Origin of the sequence: Piscinibacter defluvii, from assembly GCF_004011805.1 — a bacterium.
GTDB lineage: Bacteria > Pseudomonadota > Gammaproteobacteria > Burkholderiales > Burkholderiaceae_C > Piscinibacter > Piscinibacter defluvii.
Genome location: NZ_RCHJ01000005.1, coordinates 118,233 through 138,344 on the forward strand (window position 1 = coordinate 118,233; position 20,112 = coordinate 138,344).

A 20,112-nucleotide genomic window follows, 5' to 3' on the forward strand; every position below is an offset into this window, starting at 1 on the left:
GCAAGTCTGACATGGGGCCGTCCGGCGCTGGCATCAATGCGCGTAATGGTGACAATAGCGTCCTGCCAGACAGCCGTGCGAATTCTCACGCCCCGCGCGCCGCAACCCGGCGGCGCCCAGGCGGTGCGGCGGGTGGGCGCGACAACATTCAATAGGGGTGACCGTATGGCGATGCTTTCGAACCTGGACCTGATCCGGCGCGTGCCGCTGTTCTCGATGCTCACGAACGATCAGGCGCAGAGCATCGCCGACAGCGTGGTCAAGCGGCGCTTCCGCCGCGGCGAGATCATCGTCGAGCACAACAAGAAGTCCAACGCGCTGTTCATCCTGCTGACCGGCCGGGCACGCGTGCTGACCTCCGATTCGCGCGGCCGCGAGGTCATCCTGGCCGTGCTGCAGCCGGGCGACTACGTCGGCGAGATGAGCCTGATCGACAACGAGCCGCACTCGGCCACCGTGCGCGCCGAGGTGCAGACCGACATGCTGATCCTCGGCCGTGCCGAGTTCGCACGCTGCCTGCCGGAGAACTCCAGCCTGTCCTACGCCATCATGCGCGGCCTGGTGCAGCGCCTGCGCAGCGCCGACCGGCAGATCGAGTCGCTCGCGCTGCTCGATGTCTACGGCCGCGTCGCCCGCGCGCTGCTCGACATGGCCGAGATCGACGGCGACAAGAAGATCATCCGCAACAAGGTCTCGCGCCAGGACCTGGCCAAGATCGTCGGCGCCTCGCGCGAGATGGTCAGCCGGGTCATGAAGGACCTGGAAGAGCGCGGCATGGTCCACACCCAGGAAAACGGCTCGGTCATCATCAAGGAACTGTCGGCCAGCTGAGCCGCCGCCCGCCGTTGGTGACGGCGGGTAAGTTCCTCGCGCGGCAGGCACGATCTCACGCCCGGCGTGCCCGGCCGGCCCGGAGAATGCCCCGGTTCAACCCTCGAGCCGGAGCCTTTCCCGTGACCCGTCCCGACCGCCGCACGGCGCTGGCCTCGTTGTCCGCACTGTTCCTGGCCGCCTGCGGAGGCGGTGGCGCCGATGGCAATGCGGCCGCGCCGCCGCCCGGCAGTCCGTCACCGCCGCCCCCGCCCCCGCCGCCGCCGCCGGGCCCCTCCGGCTACGCCGATTTCTCGGGGGCGAGTCTCGGCATCGGCGCGGCCCTCAATGGCGCGATCGCCTTCCCGGCCGACAACCCCTGGAACACCGACATCAGCGCCGCGCCGGTCGATCCGGCCTCCGACGCGCTGATCGCGAGCATCGGCCTGGCCACCAGCCTGCACCCGGACTTCGGCGCCGGGCTGTACAACGGGGCACCGATCGGCATTCCCTATGTCGTCGTCGCTGGCAGCCAGGCGCGCGTGCTGATGAACTGGACGGCCTATGGCGACGAAAGCGACCCCGGCCCCTACCCGGTGCCCGGCAACGCGCCGATCGAAGGTGGCCCGAATGCCACCGGCGACCGCCATGTGCTGGTGATCGACCGCGACAACCACCGGCTGTACGAGCTCTACCGCGCCTTCCCGCAGGCAGGTGGAGCCTGGAACGCCGACTGCGGCGCCGTGTTCCACCTCGACAGCAACGACGTGCGGCCCGGCGGCCAGCCGGGCTGGACCAGTGCCGACGCGGCCGGCTTGCCGATCTTCCCCGGCCTGGCACGCTACGAGGAGGCGGCCCTCGGGCCCGGCGGCATCCGCCACGCGCTGCGCTTCACGGTGGCGCGCTCGCGCCGCGCCTACGTGCCGCCGGCCACGCACTGGGCGTCGTCCGACACCTCGGCCAACCTGCCGCCGATGGGCATGCGGGTGCGGCTCAAGGCGAGCTTCGTGATCCCGTCGACCTTCAGTGCCGAGACCCGGGCGCTGCTGACCGCGATGAAGACCTACGGCATGATCGTGGCGGACAACGGCAGCAACTGGTACGTCAGCGGCGCGCCGGACGACCGCTGGGACAACGACGCCCTGGTCAGCGAACTGCGCCAGGTTCGCGGCAGCGATTTCGAGGTCGTGCGCATGGACGGGCTCGTCACCCCATAGCCCCGCACCCCCGCGGGGCCGGGCCAGCGGCGAGAATCGCGGATTCGCTGCCCGCCGCCATGTCCGCCACCCTCGCTCCGCCCCGCGCCGCCCGGCCCCTGACCGGCTACAAGCCGTACTGGGCCCGGCGCTTCGGCCCGGCGCCCTTCCTGCCGATGAGCCGCGCCGAGATGGAGACGCTCGGCTGGGACAGCTGCGACGTGATCGTCGTCACCGGCGACGCCTATGTCGACCACCCGAGCTTCGGCATGGCGGTGATCGGCCGCGTGCTGGAGGCGCAGGGCTTCCGTGTCGGCATCATCGCGCAGCCCGACTGGCAGTCGGCCGAACCCTACAAGGCGCTCGGCCGGCCGAACCTGTTCTTCGGCGTGACCGCCGGGAACATGGATTCGATGATCAACCGCTACACCGCGGACCGGAAGATCCGCAGCGACGACGCCTACACGCCCGGCGGCGTCGGCGGCCGGCGGCCGGACCGCAGCTCGCTGGTCTACGCGCAGCGCTGCAAGGAAGCCTTCAACGACGTGCCGATCGTGCTCGGCGGCATCGAGGCCAGCCTGCGCCGCATCGCGCACTACGACTACTGGCAGGACAAGGTGCGGCGCTCGATCCTCGTGGACAGCAAGGCCGACCTGCTGCTGTACGGCAACGCCGAGCGGGCGATCGTCGAGATCGCGCACCGGCTGGCCGCGCACGAGCCGGTCGAGCGCCTCACCGACGTGCGCGGCACCGCCTTCCTGCGCCGCACCGGCGACCCGACGGCCGAGGGCTGGTTCGAGCTCGACTCGACCGAGGTCGACCGCCCGGGCCGCATCGACGCGCACATCAACCCCTACCAGACCACCGGCGAGCAGGCCGCCTCACAGGGCGCGAGCTGCGCGAAGGAGGAGGGCGCCCAGCCGATCACCTTCGTGCCGAAGGCGTCCGGGCGCATCAGCATGCCGCCGCGTGAGCGCACGGTGATTCGCCTGCCGAGCTACGAGCAGGTCAAGAGCGAGCCGGTGCTCTACGCCCACGCCAACCGCGTGCTGCACCTCGAGACCAACCCCGGCAACGCGCGCGCGCTGGTGCAGCGCCACGGGGACGACAAGACCGCGCGGGACGTCTGGATCAACCCGCCGCCGATCCCGCTGACGACGGCCGAGATGGACCATGTGTTCGACCTGCCGTACGCGCGCAGCCCGCACCCGGCCTACGCCGACGAGACCGGCGGCCACGACGGCCCGACCAAGATCCCCGCGTGGGAGATGATCCGCTTCAGCGTGAACATCATGCGCGGCTGCTTCGGCGGCTGCACCTTCTGCTCGATCACCGAGCACGAGGGCCGCATCATCCAGAGCCGCAGCGAGGATTCGGTGATCCGCGAGATCGAGGAGATCCGCGACAAGGTGAAGGGCTTCACCGGCGTGATCAGCGATCTCGGCGGGCCGACCGCCAACATGTACCGCATCGGCTGCAAGAGCCCGGAGATCGAGGCCGCCTGCCGCAAGCCGAGCTGCGTCTACCCTGGCATCTGCCCGAACCTGAACACTGACCACGGTCCGCTGATCGAGATGTACCGGCGCGCCCGCGCGCTGCGCGGCGTGAAGAAGATCCTGATCGGCTCGGGCCTGCGCTACGACCTGGCGGTGAAGTCGCCCGAGTACGTGAAGGAGCTCGTCACGCACCATGTCGGCGGCTACCTGAAGATCGCGCCGGAGCACACCGAAACCGGGCCGCTGTCGAAGATGATGAAGCCGGGCATCGGCAGCTACGACCGCTTCAAGCAGCTGTTCGAGAAGTACAGCGCCGAGGCGGGCAAGAAGCAGTACCTGATCCCCTACTTCATCGCCGCGCACCCGGGCACCAGCGACGCGGACATGATGAACCTCGCGCTCTGGCTCAAGCGCAACGGCTTCCGCGCCGACCAGGTGCAGACCTTCTACCCGAGCCCCATGGCCACGGCCACCGCGATGTACCACTCGGGCCTGAACCCGCTGAAGGGCATCAGCCGCGATGCCACGCGCGCCGAGAAGGTGGACATCGTGCGCGGCGAGAAGCGCCGCCGTCTGCACAAGGCCTTCCTGCGCTGGCACGACCCGGCCAACTGGCCGCTGCTGCGCGAGGCGCTCAAGGACCTGGGCCGTGCCGACCTGATCGGCAACGGCAAGCAGCACCTGGTGCCGACCTTCCAGCCGTCGACGGCCACCGGCTACCAGAGCGCGCGGCGCAAGAACTCCACCGCGCCGGGCGAACGCAGCTCGCCGGTCACCCAGGGCCGGGTGCTGACCCAGCACACCGGCCTGCCGCCGCGCCCCGGCCTCGCCGCGCGCCCGGCCGCCAAGGGGCGTCAGCGCACCTTCAAGCCGTAGGTCGCGACCAGGCCCTTCAGCACATGTGACTCCTTCTCCGCCTCGATGCGGTTGGCCTCGCCCATCATGTCGGCGATCTTCTTCGACAGCGCGGCCACCTTCGGGTCGTCCGCGAGCTTGGTGCCCTTGGCCTTGTGGGCCTTGTCCAGCAGGTCGAGCGCCTTGGCGGCCGCATCGATGTCGGTGGTCAGCTTGGCCAGCTCCTTCTTGAGCTTGTCGTAGTCCTTCTGGCCGGTGGGCGTCACGGACGACTTGTCGCCTGCCGCGTCGGTGCGCGCCACGCCCGGCTGGCCCTTGACGCTGGCCTTGGCGTAGCCCTTCTTCTTGAGCAACTCCCACACCGAGCGGGCGTAGGACTCGTAGTCGTAGTTCTCGTCCGGCGGGGCGATGCCGCCGGCGGCGGTGAAGCAGCCGCTGAGCCAGACCGTGCCGCTGAAGTCCTTGCTCAGGTTCTTCTTCTTGTCGCTGTTCTCGGTCAGCAACTCGACGATCTGGGCCGGCGTGCGCTTGCCCAGCTTGGTGCCGATGATGGTGCCGCTGACCTCGACCCGGCTGCCATGGGCCGCCAGGATCACGTGGCCGGTCGTGAGGCCGCCGAAGTCGGCCTTGTCGGGCGTGACCGGCGCACTGCCGAACTTCTGGCCCTGCCTGTCGGCGGCGCGGTCGATGGTGGCGTCGCCCTTCTGCAGGTTCACCACCGCGTTGGCCTCGTTCTTCATCTCGTCGACCAGCGTCGAAAAATCCTTGCGGATCACGATCTCGTCGTCGATCTTCACCGGCTTGCCCTTGCGCGGCACGATGCCGGACAGCGCCAGCGCCAGGTGGCCCTTCTCGTTCAGGCCGGCACGCACCGCCAGGTCGTCCTTGCTGCCCTTGAGCTCGGCCTTGAAGGCCTTCACCGCCTCGGCAGCCTCGTTCATGCCCGGCAGGCGGATGCCCTGCGGGTCCTTCACGCCCTCGCCGCGCAGGTACTTCTCCAGCGCCGTGTTGAGGTCGGACACGATGTTGCCAATCTCGGACAGGTTCTTCGCCTTGTTCGAGCCGATGGTGGGGTAGATGAAGGACTTCAGCGTCATCGCGGGCTCTCCGGGGGTGGACGAGGGCGCGATCATCCGCGCCCCGCCGCGCGCCGGCAAGGGGTTGCATCCGGAATGCGCGTTGCGGCGTAGCCGTATGCTGCAGGGCCGAGGGCGGCCCGCACTCGTAGGCAGGAGACGACGATGACGATCCAGGCAGGCAGGATGGCCGCCCGGGCGGCGGCCCTGGCAGGGCTCGGTGCCGCGGCGGTGGTGTTTGCGCAGGCGACGGTGGCGCCCGGGCCGAACAAGCTGAAGTTCCCCGAGGGCTGGAACCAGGGGGTGCTCTACGCCACCGTGGACCGGCCCGACACCAAGCAGTACCGCGAGTTCTACACCAGCCCCGAGGCGGTGCAGGCCGCCCGCGCCGGCAAGCCCATCCCGCACGGCACGGTGATCACGCTGGCCGCCTACGCGGCGAAGCTCGATGCCGAGGGCAAGCCGGTCAAGGACGCCAACGGCCGCTTCGTCAAGGACAAGCTGGTCGCGGTCAACTCGATGCTGAAGGGCGAGGGCCTGGGCGCCGACATCCCGGAGTCGCTGCGCAATGGCGACTGGATCTACCAGTCCTTCACGCCCGACGGCCAGGTCAACGACAAGGCCAACCTGACCGCCTGCTACCAGTGCCACCTGCCGTTCGCGAAGGACGACTACCTGACCAACCTCGCCAAACTCGCCGGCCGCTTCCCGAGCCAGGCCCAGGCCGCGCCCGCGGGCGGCGCGAACGAGGTCGCGGTCAGCGGCTTCGCGTTCGGCCCCGGCACGCTGAAGATCACGGCCGGGCAGAAGGTCACCTGGGTCAATGCGGACGACACGCCGCACCAGATCTCGGTGGTCGGCAGCAGCCAGCGCAGCGAGCTGATGCTCAAGGGGCAGAGCGCCTCGCTGCAGTTCGACGCCGCCGGCAACATCGCCTACATCTGCGGTCTGCACCCGACCATGAAGGGCAGCATCGAGGTGGCGGCCAAGCCCTGACACCCGGCACCGCGGCACGGATGCGCTAACCTTCGCGCCGTGCTGCGCGCCTTCGAGAAGTTCGTCGACCCGTATCCCGAGGCCGCGCCCGAGACGCCGCCGCCGCGGCTGCTGCCCTTCGTCTGGCACTGCACGCGCGGCATGCGCCCCTACATCGCCGGCATGACCGTCGCCACGGCGGTGATCGGCGTGTTCGAGGCGATCCTGTTCGCGATGCTCGGTCGCGTCGTCGACTGGCTGGCCGAGGTGCCGCCGGCGCGCCTGTGGGCGGAGCGCGGCAGCACGATGCTGCTGCTGGCCGGCGTGCTGCTGGCGAGCATCGCGGTCGTCGCGCTGCAGACCCTGCTCAAGCACCAGAGCCTGGCCGGCAACTTCCCGATGCGGCTGCGCTGGGACTTCCATCGGCTGATGCTGGCCCAGAGCATGGGCTTCTACCAGGACGAGTTCGCCGGCCGCATCGCTGCCAAGCTGATGCAGACCGCGCTGGCAGTGCGCGACACGGTGTTCCTGGTCGGCGACATCCTGGTCTTCGTGCTCATCTACTTCGTCACGATGGCCACGGTGGTGGGCAGCTTCGACGCTTGGCTGCTGCTGCCGTTCGCGGCCTGGGTGCTGCTCTACGGCCTGGCCACCTGGTACTTCGTGCCGCGCCTGGCGCGCGTCGGCCAGGCCCAGGCGGACGCGCGCTCGCTGATGACCGGCCGGGTGACCGACGCCTACACCAACATCGCCACCGTCAAGCTGTTCTCGCATTCGCGGCGCGAGGCTGCCTACGCGCGCGACTCGATGCGCGAGTTCATGGTCACGGTGCACGGCCAGATGCGCCTGGTCAGCGGCTTCGAGATCGTCAACCACCTGCTCTCGGTTGCGCTGATCGGTGCCACCACCGGCATGGCGCTGTGGCTGTGGACACGCGGCCAGGTCAGCGTCGGCGCGCTCGCCGCGGCCGGCGCGATGGCGTTGCGCCTGAACGGCATCTCGCACTGGATCATGTGGGAGATGGCCTCGCTGTTCGAGAACATCGGCACGGTGCACGACGGCATCAACACGCTGTCGCGACAGCGCACCGTGCTCGACCGGCCCGACGCGCCGGCACTGCAGGTGCAGCGCGGCGAGATCCGCTTCGAGGACGTCGACTTCGCCTACGGCCGGCGCGACCCCGGCGCGCCGCGGGCCGTGAGCGGCTTCTCGCTGCACATCCGCCCGGGCGAGAAGATCGGTGTGGTCGGCCGCTCCGGCGCCGGCAAGACCACCCTGGTCAGCCTGCTGCTGCGCCTGTACGACCTGGAGGGCGGCCGCATCCTGATCGACGGGCAGGACATCGCCGGCGTCACGCAGGACAGCCTGCGGGCGCAGATCGGCATGGTCACGCAGGACACCTCGCTGCTGCACCGCTCGGTGCGCGACAACATCCTCTATGGCCGGCCGGACGCGGACGAGACGCAGATGGTCGCTGCGGCCCGGCGCGCCGAGGCGCACGAGTTCATCCTCGGCCTGGCCGACCCGAAAGGCCGCACCGGCTACGACGCGCATGTCGGCGAACGCGGGGTCAAGCTCTCCGGCGGACAGCGCCAGCGCGTCGCGATCGCCCGCGTGATGCTCAAGGACGCGCCCATCCTGCTGCTCGACGAGGCCACCAGCGCGCTCGACAGCGAGGTCGAGGCGGCGATCCAGGCGAGCCTGTACCGGCTGATGGAGGGCAAGACGGTGGTGGCGATCGCGCACCGCCTGTCCACCATCGCGGCGATGGACCGGCTGATCGTGATGGACAAGGGCCGCATCGTCGAGGAGGGCGACCACCGCAGCCTGCTCGCGCGCGGCGGCATCTATGCGCGCCTGTGGGCGCACCAGAGCGGCGGCTTCCTCGGCGAGGAGATCGACGACGAGCCGGCTGCGCCGCAGCTGGCCGCGGCACCTTGATGTCGCCCTAGGGATTCGCCGTCCGCGCCGCCGCCGGCAGAGTGCGACGCGATGGCCACCATGACCTACCGCTTCGGGCGGAGCGACCCGCGCGAGCCCGACGGCCGGGCCCGTGTCGCCGTCTTCGGCGCCGACGGCGCCACCGGCCAGCTGGCCGTGCGCCATGCGCTCGAGGCCGGCCACCGGGTGACCGCCTGCGTGGCCGACCCTGCCCACCTGCCGCTCGAGCACGAAGGGCTGCGCCTGGTGCGCGCCGACCCGCGCTGGCCCGACAGCCTGTGGGGCGTGCTCGACGGCCACGATGCGGTGCTGTGCCTGGTCGGCCACAAGCCGGCGCCGCTGCCGTCGCCCGACGCGCTGGCCCACGCCCATCCGGCCGCCGCGCGGGCCACGCGGGCGCTGCTCGAGGCGATGGCTGTGGCCGGCGTCGAGCGCCTGCTGGTGCTGGGGGCCGCCGGGGTCGGCAACTCGGCGCGCACCGGCCGCCTCGGCCTCGGGCGCTGGCTGCGCTGGTGCCTGCCCGAGGTGATGGCCGACAAGGAGCGCCAGGAGCGCCTGGTGCGCCACAGCGGGCTGCGCTGGACGGTGCTGCGCCCGGGCCGCCTGAGCCACGAGCCGGCCTGCGGCCACGTGGCCTTCGGCGAAGACCTGCCCTGGGGCCTGCGCAGCACCTCGCGCGAGGACGTCGCCGAGCTGATGGTGCGCCTGATCGACGAGCCGGCCGCGGTGGGCAAGGCGCTCACCGTCGTCTGAGCCTGCCTCCCTAGGCCACCTCACCCTCCTGGGGGGCCCGGCGACCTGCATCCGCAGGATGTGGTGTCGGCGTATTTCCTACACGATGAACCGACGCTGACGGACAGACATCCTCGGCGCGGATCCATGGCAGCGCGACGGGTCGCTGTCTACGCTTGGATCAGCTGAACCACCCGTGAAGGAGCCAGCGAGATGAACACCGCTCCCGCGCCCTTGAGTCCCTCGGCGATCGAGGCCCAGTACCAGCTGCGCTTCCAGTCGCTGTTCAACGAAGGCCGTGCCCTCGTGTTCCCGTGCGACCAGGCCGGGCATGTCGACATGGACGCCCTCAGCGAACGCGCCCGCCACAACTACCTGTATGCCCGCACCGTGATCGGCCGCGAGTTCGCGACGCCGGCGGTGATCCCCGCGCTGCACTGAGCGCAAGAAGGTGTGAGAGAACCCAGCGTGCCCACGTTGCCCCCGGGATCGCGCCCAATCGAGGCGCAAAGCGCAGACGTGTCGGGTGACACATCGAGCATCTGCAACGACGGGTGGGCGCGATCCCGGAGGCAACCCGCAGGGCCGGGGTACCCAAGGGCCCTGGGCCGCGTTGCGTCACTGGCCCAGACGGCCAGTCTGGGCGGCGTGCCGCGTCTTGCCCAGGGACCTTGGCCACCTCGGCGTGGGCACGCTGGGTTCTCTCACACCTTCTGAGCTCAGGCGCCGCGCCGCAGCTCGGCGAGCAGGTCGTCGACGGTGCGCGGCAGGCGCCCTTCGACGCGCTCGGCCAGCAGCTGCTGGCGCAAGGCCTCCAGCTCGCGCCGCCCCGCCTCGCGCTGGCCGTTGAGTGCCGCCAGCCAGGCGCGCCAGAGCCGATCCAGCGCCGCCCGTTCCGGGGCCGCCGAGCCGGCCGGGAACAGCCAGTCGTAGGTGGCCTGCAGGTCTGCCGGCGACAGGCGCTCCAGCAACCCCGCCCGGTCGCGCGCCGACCACACCTGTGCATCGAAGCCGTAGCTGCGCAGCCGCGCGCCCTGCGCGGCCGACGGCGTCTCGCCCTGGCGGCGCATGTCGTCGGCGATCGATGCGGCGTACGAGTACAACCCGCCGTGCTGCCAGGCCGAGGACAGCTGCAGGCTGCGCACCCAGGCCCGCTCGCGCGGGCTGCGCGCGGCCGCCGTGTAGTGCTGCTCGGCCTCGGCGTCGAGCCGGCCGCTGGTCCATACGCGGTAGTGCGCCCACATCGCGTGGGCGTAGACGTTGCCGGGGTCGTCGGCCAGCGCCGCCTCGTACTGCGCCTTCGGATCGCCGGCCGCGATGCCGTCGCGGCTGCGCAGGAACTCGGCCCAGCCGAGGTGCGCGCGCAGGTCGGCGCGGCGCACCCCGGTCGCCCGCGCGAGGCCCTGCGCGAGCACCGGCTGTACCTTGGCCACCAGGGCCGAGAAGGTCTCCTTCTCGCTGACGATGCGCATCTCGCGCAGCCAGGCCATGCCGCAGTCCTCGCGCGCCTGCCGTGCGGCCTCGTCGTCGGGCCGCGCCGCGGCGATCAGCGCGAACTGGTCCCAGCCCACCGCGTGGCTGCCGCTGCCGCACAGCTGGACCGCGGCGCTCAGCTCGGCCGCCGCGCGCTCGCGCTGCGCCTGCTCGCGCGCCAGCTGCTGCTCGTGGCGCTGCCAGGCCCAGGCTGCCGCGCCGGCCAGCAGCAACAGCGCCAGGGCCACGCCCAGCCACGCCGCCAGCGGCCAGCCGCGCCGCATGCGGGCGACTGCGGCCACGGTCTCGGCCACCAGGTCGCCGCGCGGCTGAAGCAGCGTCACCTGGCGCAGGTAGGCGGGGATGGCCGACAGCGGCGTCGGTTCGGCCATCACCGGCAGCACGCGACCGCCCGGGACACGCCAGCGGCGCTCGGCCAGGTCGAGCTCGCTGAGCGCGTAACTGCCCGGGGCCACCGACTGCGGCGTGACCACGAAGACCAACGCGTCGGCGTCGTCGATCGCCTCGCGCAACGCGGCGTGGAAGGGCTCGCCCTCCTTCAGCTCGGCGCGGTCGGTGAACACCTCGTGGCCCTCGCCCTCGAGCGCGAGGCGCAGCCGGTCGGCCAGGTCGTGCAACTCGGAGGGGTAGGAGACGAAGATCTTCACGGCGGGTGCGGCGGATTGTTGGCCCGAACCGCGGGGCGCGCAACGCAGCGGCTACGATGCGCGCCTTCCACCACTGCCCGGACGCGACGATGGCCTCCAGCCTGCTGGCCCTGCTCGACGACATCACCACCGTGCTCGACGACGTGGCCGTGCTGAGCAAGGTGGCCGCCAAGAAGACCGCCGGCGTGCTCGGCGACGACCTGGCGCTCAACGCCCAACAGGTGGCCGGCGTCCGCGCCGACCGCGAGCTGCCGGTGGTCTGGGCGGTGGCGCGCGGATCGCTGCTCAACAAGGCGATCCTGGTGCCGGCGGCACTGGCGATCAGCGCCTTCGCCCCCTGGCTGGTGACGCCGCTGCTGATGCTCGGCGGCGCCTTCCTGTGCTTCGAAGGCGTCGAGAAGCTGGCACACCGCTTCCTGCACAGCGCGGAAGAGGACGCGGCGCACCACGCCGAGCTGACCCGTGCACTGGCCGATCCCGCCGTCGACCTGATGGCGCTGGAGCGCGACAAGATCAAGGGCGCGGTGCGCACCGACTTCATCCTCTCGGCCGAGATCATCGTGATCGCGCTGGGCACGGTCGCCGGCGTGCCGTTCGGCACGCGGGTCGCGGTGCTGACCGGCATCGCGCTGGCGATGACCGTGGGCGTCTACGGCCTGGTCGCGGCGATCGTCAAGCTCGACGATGCCGGCCTGTGGCTGACCCGTCGCGCCGGCAGCGCCGTGCAGGCGCTGGGCCGCGCGATCCTGGCCGCGGCGCCCTGGCTGATGAAGCTGCTGTCGATCGCCGGCACCGCGGCGATGTTCCTGGTCGGCGGCGGCATCCTGGTGCACGGCTGGCCGGCGCTGCATCACGCCATCGAGGCGCTCGTGCCAGGCGGCAACGGACTGCTCGGCGCCGTGCTGCCGACGCTGCTGGACGGCCTGGTCGGCGTGGTGGCGGGGGCCGTCGTGCTGGCGCTGGTGACCGGCGTGCAGCGCCTGCGCGGCAGGGCGGCACCGGCCGCGTGACCTTTGGCACGGCACCGGCCGGTGCGCCGGTCGCGCGGCCCCGTGCGGCGAAATAATCCCCTCGCAGAACAAGCCCAAACCCGAGCGGGAGCACCAATGCACCGACCGAACGCCGCGCTGCCAGCGCTGCTGCTGGCCCTGGCCCTGGCCGCCGGCAGCGCCGACGCCGCCCCGACCGCGACCAGGTTCGACCCGGCCGTCGAGGTGCAGGGCAGCAAGCTGCAGCTCAACGGCGCGGGCACGCGCTACCGCGCCATCTTCAAGGTGTACGACATGGCGCTGTACACGACGAAGAAGGTCGCCACGAGCGCCGAGCTGCTGACGCTGCCGGGGCCCAAGCGGCTGCAGTTCGTGGCGCTGCGCGAACTGCCTGGCACCGACCTGGGCCGACTGTTCCTCAAGGGCATGGGCGACAACGCCACGCGCGAGCAGGTGCAGCGCCACACGCTGGCCAGCACGCGGCTGATCGAGGTGTTCTCCGGCCGCTCGAAGATGATGCCGGGCGAATCGTTCGCGATGGAGTTCGTGCCGGGCAAGGGCACCACCTTCTACATCCTCGGCAAGCCGCAGGGCGAGCCGGTTGGCGACGACGAGTTCTTCTCGATGGTGCTGCGCATCTGGTTCGGCGAGTCTCCCGCGGACCCGCTGCTCAAGGACGCGCTGCTCGGGCAATCGAAGGAGTGAGGCACCCATGGGCATGAACGTGACCTCGATCGCGCTCGGCGGGCTGCAGGCCTCGCGCGAGCGCCTGGACGGCGCCGCCGGGCGCATCGCCCGCCGCGCCGCCACCGGGCTGGAGGCCGCCCCGGGCCCCTCGCTCGAGCAGGACATCGTGACGCAGCGCGAGGCCGCGCTGCTGTACCGCGCCAACCTCGGCGTGCTGCGCACCGAGCAGCAGATGCTCGGCAGCCTGCTCGACCTGCGCGCCTGAACGGCACCCGCCGGCCGGCGCGGCGCCTCAGGTGGCCAGCCAGGCCGCCAGGGCGGCCCAGTGCAGCGCGACGGTGGCCCAGTAGGTCTTGCGGAACTCCATCTTGGCCGTCTTGTGGCGCAGCAGCCGCTGCGCCAGCCAGGCACCGGGCCAGCCGCCGATCAGGCTGGCGCCGTGCAGCAGCCACTCGGGCGTGCGGCGCGCGTTGCGCTGGGCGGCGAACTTGTCGCTCCAGTACAGGTAGAAGGTGACCACGCCCACCAGCGGCGCCGAGAGCGCCACCGGCACCGCCAGGCGCTGCGTCCAGGCCGCCCACACCAGCAGCACCGTGTAGGCGGGCAGCAGCACCAGCATCGCGCGGATCTCGGCTGCGGCGTACGGCGGTGGCGGCTGTCGCTTGCGGCGCGCGGCGTTCGCCGGGGCCTCCTCGTTGCGCGGGGTCGCGCCGGGTTCCAGCGGCACCACGGCCATCGCACGCGGCCCCTTGCCGCCGACGTGGATCTCCTCGTAGCGCACGTGCAGCCCTTCGGCGGGCGCGGTGCGGCCGCCGCGGTAGTCGCGGATGTGGAAGAACACGTCGGTATCGGTGCTCGGGCTGCGCACGAAGCCGAAGCCGTGCTCCGCATCCCAGCGAACGATCGTCCCCTGCTTGTTCATGTCGATCGATCGTAGCGGCGCACTGCCGACACGCTGTTGCCGGTTGTAGGGCGCGCGCGGTCCTCAGCGCCGCTGCGGTGGCCGGGGAGCGAGCGCGTCGAGGTCGTCGAAGTAGTCGGAGGACACCGGCTCGAGCTGCTGCCCCGCGGCCAGCGCCTGGTCGCCGTCGGCGAGCAGCTCCACCATGTCGGGCACCGGCAGCACGCGCCGGCCGTTCGGGCCGATCGCCAGCGGCTCCGGCGCCACCGAGTCGGGGCCGGTGGCCTGCGGCGAGGCCTCGGCCACCTGGGCACGCACCTCCGAGACGCTGGGCAGGGCGTCGGCGCGCCAGTGCGCGACGCGGATGCCGGCCGCCTTCAGCACCTCGGCCATGCGGGCGTGGCGCTGCTGGGCCCGCGGCGATTCGTTGGCGGTGCGCACGTCGATCGCCAGCACCACGCGCGAGCTCTGGTCGCACACCAGCAGGTCGACGCTGAGCCGGCCGACCCGGGTCAGCCAGTCGCTGTAGGAGTAGCGTGTCGGCACGCTGATGAAACGCGCCAGCGGCACCTGTGCCAGCACCAGCTGGCCGGGCACCGCCTTGCGCAGCAGCTCGTAGGCCTCGCGCTCGGCGGTCGTCATGACGCGCACGGCCTGCGGCGTCCAGGCCTGGATGGTGTCCAGCGATTCGGCACTGGTGTTGCGCTTGCGCGCCGAGTTGCCGCGCCGGCGGGCGAACAGCAGCGAGACCAGCAGGGCGGAGATCGCCAGGGCGGCGATGAAGGTCGGGTCGAGGGCTGACACGCGATGTCCCGCAACGAATGACGAGCGCCAAGGCTAGCGCCCGACCGGGCCGCCCGGTCGATCGATCAGCGGGAGTTTTTCACGCCAGTCGGACGCCAGCGCCCGGACGGCGCGGCCTCACGGGGCGGCCTTCGCGCCGACGATGCGCTGCTCGAACCAGTCGGTGAGCAGGCGCTTCTCGCGCAGCAGCGGGTCGGCCGGCTCGGCCGGGTTCGGGTTCCGGAGGTAGGCCATGTCCGACAGCTGCTCCTCGCCGCGGCGCAGCTCGCGTCCGCCCTCGCTGAGGGTGTAGCTCAGGCGCACGCGGGGCCAGTCGGCGCCGCCGCGCACGACGCGCATCGACTTGCCGGTCGGGCCCACCGGGAGCAGCGTGCCGGCCAGGAAGACGTCGAGCAGCTGCACCCGCAGCACCGCGTCCTGGCCGGGCAGGCGCGGGCCGAGCGCGCGCAGCGCCGCGGCCAGCGACTCGACGGCCGCCGTGCGCTCGCCCGGCGTGTCTCCGGCGTCGGCCCAGGCCGTGGCCGGGTCGTACGACACCTCGACGGTGCCGGCCTGCGCAGCCACCAGGGCCGCGGCACTCAGGAGGCCGATGCCGGCCTGGCGGGCGATGCGGTTCATGCATTTCTCCTCGTCGCGGAATCCGGCTGGATTCGACTCCGGCGTCCGGCCCGGGTTCCGGCGCCCGGACACGACAACGCGGAACACGTTTCGAGACATTTTCGACCCGAGCCGCGCGGCGTGTCGAGCTGCCCGGGCGGTTCCGTGGCAGTCTTGAGACCCGATCGTGATCGCCGCGAAAGCACCATGACCGCCACCTCCTCCCAGGGCAAGCGAACCCGCCGGCAGCCGCTGGCGTGGCTGCGCGGGCTGCTGTCGCGCCCGCTCAAGCTAGAACGCCGCGGCGTGCAGCTGCACGTGGTGCTCGGCGAGGCCCGGCAGCCGCCGGCGCTGCCGACTCGGCCCGGCGAGGTGCTGCGGCAAGGCCACGAGGCGCTGCGCGCACTGCTCACCCGGCATCCGGATGCCCGCCACCTGCTGCGCCACCTGAGCTTCTTCGAGCAGGCACTGGGCCGTCACGGCTCGCGCGCCCTGCGCTCCGAGGTGCCGGTGCAGGTGCTGCAGCGGGCCCACGAGCAGCTCGAGATGCTGCTGCGCGAGGACACCACGCCGGAGCTGATCGCGCTCGCGGCACGCCTGGAGCGCACCGTCAAGGACCGCCGTCGCGCCGAGGAAACGGCAGCGCCCGTCGGCATGGTGCAGGTCTCCGAGGCGTCCCACTCGCTGTTCGACGAGATGGAGCGCAGCTGGACCGGCAACATTCCGCTCGGCGCCAGCGCCGCGCCGCCCGAACGCGCCTGATCCGCGGGCCGGCCCGGCCTGCCGTTGCTGCGGATGGCCAGAAGCCCGGCCGCGGCGTAGAGTGCCGCTCGTGATGGGACCATTGCTGCTCCGGCGCCTGCTGCTGGCCGCCCTCGGCCTGCTGCTGGCCGGCTGCGCCGCCGTGCCGCCGCTGCCGCAGGTCGAGCGCCTGCTCGACGATGCTGCGTTTGCGGCGCCGAGCGAGCCGATCGACGCCGCGCAGCCCTTCGCCCTCAGCGAGCGGATGCGCCACTACCTCGACGTGGAGATCGCGCCGCAGCTGCGCCGCAAGGGCGCGCGCGACGGCCTGGTCGAGGCGCTGGCCAGCAAGGGCCAGTTGCGCATCGAGTACGACGCGGCCAGCACGCGCACCGCCGCGCAGGCCTTCGACGCCCGCGCCGGCAACTGCCTGTCGCTGGTCGTGATGACGGCCGCGATGGCGCGCCACCTGGGCGTGCCGGTCGAGTTCAACGACGTGGTCACCGAGGAAGGCTGGGCGCGTGCCGGCGACCTGATGGTCAACGCCGGCCACGTCAACCTCACGCTCGGCCAGCGCCTGGTCGAAGACCGCCTGGGCCGCGACAGCGGCCGCACGGTGATGGTCGACTTCGACCCGCCGTCCGGCCGGTCGCGCCCGCTGGTGCGGCCGATCGGCGAGCGCACGGTGATCGCGATGTTCATGAACAACCGCGCCGCCGAAGCGCTGGTGGCCGGGCGCGTCGACGACGCCTACTGGTGGGTGCGCGGCGCGCTGCTGCAGGAGCCGACCTTCACGTCCTCGTACAACACCCTGGCGGTGGTCTACCAGCGCCACGGCCGGCCGCAGCAGGCCGAGCGCGTGCTGCGCCACCTGCTCGATCGCGAGCCGGCCAACACGGCGCTGCTGGCCAACCTGGTGAACGCGCTGCGCGCGCAGGGCCGCGGCGCCGAGGCCGAGGTGGTGGCGCAGCGCCTCGCGAAGATCGAGCCGATGCCGCCGTTCCACTGGTACCAGCAGGGCGTGGCGGCGCTCGAGCGGCGCGACTACGCCGCCGCGCGCGACGCCTTCACGCGCGAGGTCGAGCGTTCGGCCTACTACCACGAGTTCCACTTCGGCCTGGCGCTGGCCTATGCCGGCCTGGGCGATTTCGCGCGCGCGCGCCGCGAGGCCGAGCTCGCGCTGCAGCACAGCAGCACCGGGCGCGAACGCCAGCTCTACACCGCCAAGCTCGAGTGGCTCGACAAGCGGCGCGGCACGCGCGTGCAGTGATCAGGCGCCCGCCAGCCCCCACATCGCGAGCATGAAGGCCAGCGTCTGCGCGCGCTCGCGCAGCGCGTCGTAGCGGCCCGAGGCGCCGCCGTGGCCGGCGTCGAGGTTCACATGCAGCAGCACCGGCGCCTCGTTGGTCTTGAGGGCACGCAGCTTCTGGGCGAACTTGGCGGCCTCCCAGTAGGGCACCTGGCTGTCGTTCAACCCGGCGCGCAGGAAGTAGCCCGGGTAGTCGGCCGCACGCAGGTTGTCGTAGGGCGAGTAGGCGCGCATGGTGCGGTAGTCGGCCTCGAGCTTCGGGTTGCCCCATTCGAGGAACTCGCCGACGGTGAGCGGCAGGCTCTCGTCGAGCATGGTGTTGATCACGTCGACGAAGGGCACCTCGGCGACCACGGCGCGGAACAGGTCGGGCCGCCGGTTCGCGGCCGCGGCCACCAGCAGCCCGCCAGCGCTGCCGCCCTCGATGATGAGCTGCCGCGGTGTGGTCCAGCCGCGCTCCACCAGTGCCTGCGCGCAGGCCACGAAGTCGTCGAAGCTGTTGGCCTTGTGCGCCAGCTTGCCGGCGTCGTACCAGGTGCGTCCGCGGTCGCCGCCGCCGCGCACGTGCGCGATCGCGAACACCACGCCGCGGTCGAGCAGGCTGACGCGGCTGACCGAGAAGTACACGTCCATCGGGTGGCCGTAGGCGCCGTAGCCGTACAGCAGCAGCGGCTGCGGCGTGCCGGCGCGCCGGTCCTCGCGCCAGACCAGCGACACCGGCACCTCGGTGCCGTCGGGGGCGGGCGCCATGATCTGCGTGCTGCGGTAGTGCGCCGGGTCGTAGCCGCCCAGCACCGGCTGGCGCTTGACCAGCGTGAGCACCCGCGTGGCCATGTCGTAGTCGTAGATCGAGTGCGGCGTCACCAGCGAGGTGTAGGCGAAGCGGAAGGTGCTGGTGTCGAACTCGGCGTTGATCTCGCCGCCGGCCGCGCACACCGATTCGGGCAGCGCGATGTGGTGCGTCTCGCCGCTGTCCAGGTCGACCACGCGCAGGCGCTGCGCGCCGCGGTCGCGCTCCTGCACGACCATGTGGTGCGCGAACAGGTCCACGTCCTCCAGCATCACCTCGGGCCGGTGCGCGATCAGCTCGCGCGCGTGCTCGAGCGAGGGGTCGGCCGCATCGGTCTCGACCAGCCGGAAGTTGCGCCCGGTGTCGTTGATCAGCAGGTAGAAACGGCCCTGCCGATGGTCCAGCGCCATCTCGACGCCGGTGCGCCGCGGCAGCACCAGGCGTGGCGGCGCCTCGGGCCGGGCGGCGTCGATGACGCGCAGGTCCGAGGTGTCCTTGCTGGCCGAGTCGAGCACGATCCAGCGCTCGTCGCGGGTCTTGCCGAGCCCGAGCCAGTACAGCTCGTCGGGCTCCTCGTGCACCAGCACCGCCGGGCTGCCGTCGAGGAGGCGCTGGCGCCACAGGCGGTGCGAGCGGCGCGCCTCGTCCTGCGTGAGCCAGAAGAGGGTGCGGCTGTCCGCGGCCCAGGCCGCGCCGGCGGTCTTCTCGACCAGGAAGTCGAGGTCGGCGCCGGTCTCGAGGTCGCGCACACGCAGCGTGTAGTCCAGGCCGCCGGTCTCGTCGAGCGCGTAGGCGAGCAGCCGTGTGTCGGGGCTGACCTTGAAGGTGCCCAGCTGCAGGAAGGGCTTGCCCTCGGCGAGCCGGTTCAGGTCGAGCAGCGGCTGCTCGGGCCCGTCGGGCGCGCCGCGGCGGCGGAAATGCTCCTCGTACTGCGCGCCCTTGCGCGTGCGGCTGGCATACCACCAGCCGTTCTTGCGCCAGGGCGGATCCTCGTCGTCCTCCTGGATGCGGCCGACCATCTCGTCGTAGAGGCGTTGCCGCAGCCCGGCCAGCGGCGCGAACCAGGCCTCGCTGTAGGCGTTCTCGGCCCGCAGGTGCGCCAGCACCTCGGGGTCGTCGCGCTCGCGCAGCCAGAACCAGTCGTCGCTGCGGGGGTCGCCGTGCACGCCGACGTCCCGCGGGCGGCGTGCGGCAAGCGGGGGAAGTCCGGCCGTCATGCGGCAAGCATAAGCTCGCGGCATGAAGCCCGGCTTGCGCGGCCCGCGCCGCATCGTCTGCCTCACCGAGGAGACCACCGAATGGCTCTACCTGCTCGGGCAGGAGGAGCGCATCGTCGGCATCTCCGGCTACACCGTGCGCCCGCGCCGCGCGCGAGCCGAGAAGCCGCGTGTCTCGGCCTTTCTCGACGGCAAGATCGAGCGCATCGTCGCGCTCGAGCCGGATCTCGTGATCGGCTTCTCCGACATGCAGGCCGCGCTGGCCGACAAGCTGATCCGCGCCGGGCTGAACGTGCTCGTCACCAACCAGCGCACGCTGGCCGAGATCCTGGACACCTTGCGCCTGGTGGCCGCTCTGGTGGGCGCCGCGGACCCGGCCGAGGCCTGGATCGCCGCCTGCCAGGCGCGCCACCGTGCCATCGCGCAGGCGGCAGCCGCCTGGCCGCGCCGGCCGCGCGTCTACTTCGAGGAATGGGACGAGCCGATGATCAGCGCGATCGCCTGGGTGTCCGAGCTGATCGGCCTGGCCGGCGGCGACGACGTGTTCCCGGAGCTGGCCGTGCAGCGCATGGGCCGCGACCGCGTGATCGCCGACGCGCTCGAGCCGGTGCGGCGTGCGCCGGACCTCGTCGTCGGCAGCTGGTGCGGCAAGAAGTTCCGGCCCGAGCGTGTGGCCGCGCGGCCGGGCTGGGCCGGGGTGCCGGCGGTGCGTGACGGCCGGCTGCACGAGATCAAGTCCTGCGACATCCTGCAGCCCGGCCCGGCCGCGCTGACCGACGGGCTCGAGCAGCTGCACCGGCTTTTCGCCGCCTGGGCCGGCGCGGCGCGTTCACCCGGGCCCGCCTGACGGGCCGC

General features: G+C 72.0%; 19 protein-coding genes. 13 read left to right on the forward strand and 6 right to left on the reverse strand.

Annotated elements, in window-relative coordinates; translation table 11 throughout:
- Positions 1–165 precede the first annotated feature (165 nt).
- The 3 genes from D9C15_RS16135 (at position 166) to D9C15_RS16145 (ending at position 4,378) form a co-directional block, all read left to right on the forward strand.
- The gene (locus D9C15_RS16135; protein ID WP_112188300.1) at positions 166–831 is read left to right on the forward strand and encodes a Crp/Fnr family transcriptional regulator; all 666 of its coding nucleotides are present in this window, start codon (positions 166–168) and stop codon (positions 829–831) included.
- Positions 832–953: 122 nt separating this feature from the next.
- Positions 954–2,027: a hypothetical protein gene (locus D9C15_RS34065; RefSeq protein WP_240668432.1), complete on the forward strand. Its 1,074-nt coding sequence runs from the start codon at positions 954–956 to the stop codon at positions 2,025–2,027.
- Between the two features lie 59 nt (positions 2,028–2,086).
- The gene (locus D9C15_RS16145; protein ID WP_127999051.1) at positions 2,087–4,378 is read left to right on the forward strand and encodes a YgiQ family radical SAM protein; all 2,292 of its coding nucleotides are present in this window, start codon (positions 2,087–2,089) and stop codon (positions 4,376–4,378) included.
- Here D9C15_RS16145 and D9C15_RS16150 read toward each other — a convergent pair.
- Positions 4,357–5,454, reverse strand: a complete 1,098-nt coding sequence (locus tag D9C15_RS16150) for a hypothetical protein (protein ID WP_127999053.1) — start codon at positions 5,452–5,454, stop codon at positions 4,357–4,359. The two genes, D9C15_RS16145 and D9C15_RS16150, sit on opposite strands and share 22 nt — an antisense overlap.
- 144 nt (positions 5,455–5,598) lie before the next feature.
- Between D9C15_RS16150 and D9C15_RS16155 the strand changes: the two genes are divergently transcribed.
- The 4 genes from D9C15_RS16155 to D9C15_RS16170 all read left to right on the forward strand — a co-directional run bounded on the left by D9C15_RS16155 (position 5,599) and on the right by D9C15_RS16170 (position 9,522).
- On the forward strand, positions 5,599–6,429 hold the full coding sequence (locus D9C15_RS16155; RefSeq protein WP_127999055.1) for a cytochrome P460 family protein: 831 nt from the start codon (positions 5,599–5,601) through the stop codon (positions 6,427–6,429).
- A 39-nt stretch (positions 6,430–6,468) separates the two neighbouring features.
- A complete protein-coding gene (locus tag D9C15_RS16160) occupies positions 6,469–8,349 on the forward strand; it encodes an ABC transporter ATP-binding protein (protein WP_164886742.1) in 1,881 nt (626 codons plus the stop codon).
- Between the two features lie 51 nt (positions 8,350–8,400).
- A complete protein-coding gene (locus D9C15_RS16165) occupies positions 8,401–9,102 on the forward strand; it encodes an NAD(P)-dependent oxidoreductase (RefSeq protein ID WP_127999057.1) in 702 nt (233 codons plus the stop codon).
- A gap of 192 nt (positions 9,103–9,294) precedes the next feature.
- The gene (locus tag D9C15_RS16170; protein ID WP_127999059.1) at positions 9,295–9,522 is read left to right on the forward strand and encodes a hypothetical protein; all 228 of its coding nucleotides are present in this window, start codon (positions 9,295–9,297) and stop codon (positions 9,520–9,522) included.
- Between the two features lie 278 nt (positions 9,523–9,800).
- Here the strand turns inward: D9C15_RS16170 and D9C15_RS16175 are convergent, their stop codons facing one another.
- Complete coding sequence (locus D9C15_RS16175) at positions 9,801–11,222, reverse strand: toll/interleukin-1 receptor domain-containing protein (RefSeq protein ID WP_127999061.1); 1,422 nt, start codon at positions 11,220–11,222, stop codon at positions 9,801–9,803.
- 89 nt (positions 11,223–11,311) lie between these two features.
- Here D9C15_RS16175 and D9C15_RS16180 point away from each other — a divergent pair, with 89 nt between their 5' ends.
- The 3 genes from D9C15_RS16180 (at position 11,312) to D9C15_RS16190 (ending at position 13,163) form a co-directional block, all read left to right on the forward strand.
- Positions 11,312–12,232, forward strand: a complete 921-nt coding sequence (locus D9C15_RS16180) for a DUF808 domain-containing protein (protein ID WP_127999617.1) — start codon at positions 11,312–11,314, stop codon at positions 12,230–12,232.
- Between the two features lie 96 nt (positions 12,233–12,328).
- A complete protein-coding gene (locus tag D9C15_RS16185) occupies positions 12,329–12,916 on the forward strand; it encodes a chalcone isomerase family protein (RefSeq protein ID WP_127999062.1) in 588 nt (195 codons plus the stop codon).
- A 7-nt stretch (positions 12,917–12,923) separates the two neighbouring features.
- On the forward strand, positions 12,924–13,163 hold the full coding sequence (locus D9C15_RS16190; protein ID WP_127999064.1) for a hypothetical protein: 240 nt from the start codon (positions 12,924–12,926) through the stop codon (positions 13,161–13,163).
- A gap of 27 nt (positions 13,164–13,190) precedes the next feature.
- Here the strand turns inward: D9C15_RS16190 and D9C15_RS16195 are convergent, their stop codons facing one another.
- The 3 genes from D9C15_RS16195 to D9C15_RS16205 all read right to left on the reverse strand — a co-directional run bounded on the left by D9C15_RS16195 (position 13,191) and on the right by D9C15_RS16205 (position 15,221).
- Positions 13,191–13,820: a DUF1294 domain-containing protein gene (locus D9C15_RS16195; protein WP_127999067.1), complete on the reverse strand. Its 630-nt coding sequence runs from the start codon at positions 13,818–13,820 to the stop codon at positions 13,191–13,193.
- Positions 13,821–13,883: 63 nt separating this feature from the next.
- On the reverse strand, positions 13,884–14,603 hold the full coding sequence (locus D9C15_RS16200; RefSeq protein ID WP_127999069.1) for a DUF2726 domain-containing protein: 720 nt from the start codon (positions 14,601–14,603) through the stop codon (positions 13,884–13,886).
- A gap of 117 nt (positions 14,604–14,720) precedes the next feature.
- Positions 14,721–15,221, reverse strand: a complete 501-nt coding sequence (locus D9C15_RS16205; RefSeq protein ID WP_164886743.1) for a DUF3016 domain-containing protein — start codon at positions 15,219–15,221, stop codon at positions 14,721–14,723.
- A gap of 186 nt (positions 15,222–15,407) precedes the next feature.
- On the opposite strand from D9C15_RS16205, the gene D9C15_RS16210 reads away from it, so the two are divergent.
- Positions 15,408–15,962: a hypothetical protein gene (locus D9C15_RS16210; protein WP_127999073.1), complete on the forward strand. Its 555-nt coding sequence runs from the start codon at positions 15,408–15,410 to the stop codon at positions 15,960–15,962.
- Positions 15,963–16,035: 73 nt separating this feature from the next.
- Positions 16,036–17,211 carry a tetratricopeptide repeat protein gene (locus tag D9C15_RS16215; protein WP_127999075.1) on the forward strand — a complete coding sequence of 392 codons (1,176 nt, stop codon included), beginning with the start codon at positions 16,036–16,038 and terminating at the stop codon, positions 17,209–17,211.
- Here the strand turns inward: D9C15_RS16215 and D9C15_RS16220 are convergent, their stop codons facing one another.
- Positions 17,212–19,206, reverse strand: a complete 1,995-nt coding sequence (locus D9C15_RS16220) for a S9 family peptidase (protein WP_205854823.1) — start codon at positions 19,204–19,206, stop codon at positions 17,212–17,214.
- A gap of 73 nt (positions 19,207–19,279) precedes the next feature.
- Here D9C15_RS16220 and D9C15_RS16225 point away from each other — a divergent pair, with 73 nt between their 5' ends.
- Positions 19,280–20,104 (forward strand): cobalamin-binding protein, encoded by an 825-nt coding sequence (locus D9C15_RS16225; RefSeq protein ID WP_127999079.1) that lies wholly within the window; start codon positions 19,280–19,282, stop codon positions 20,102–20,104.
- Positions 20,105–20,112: the final 8 nt, after the last annotated feature.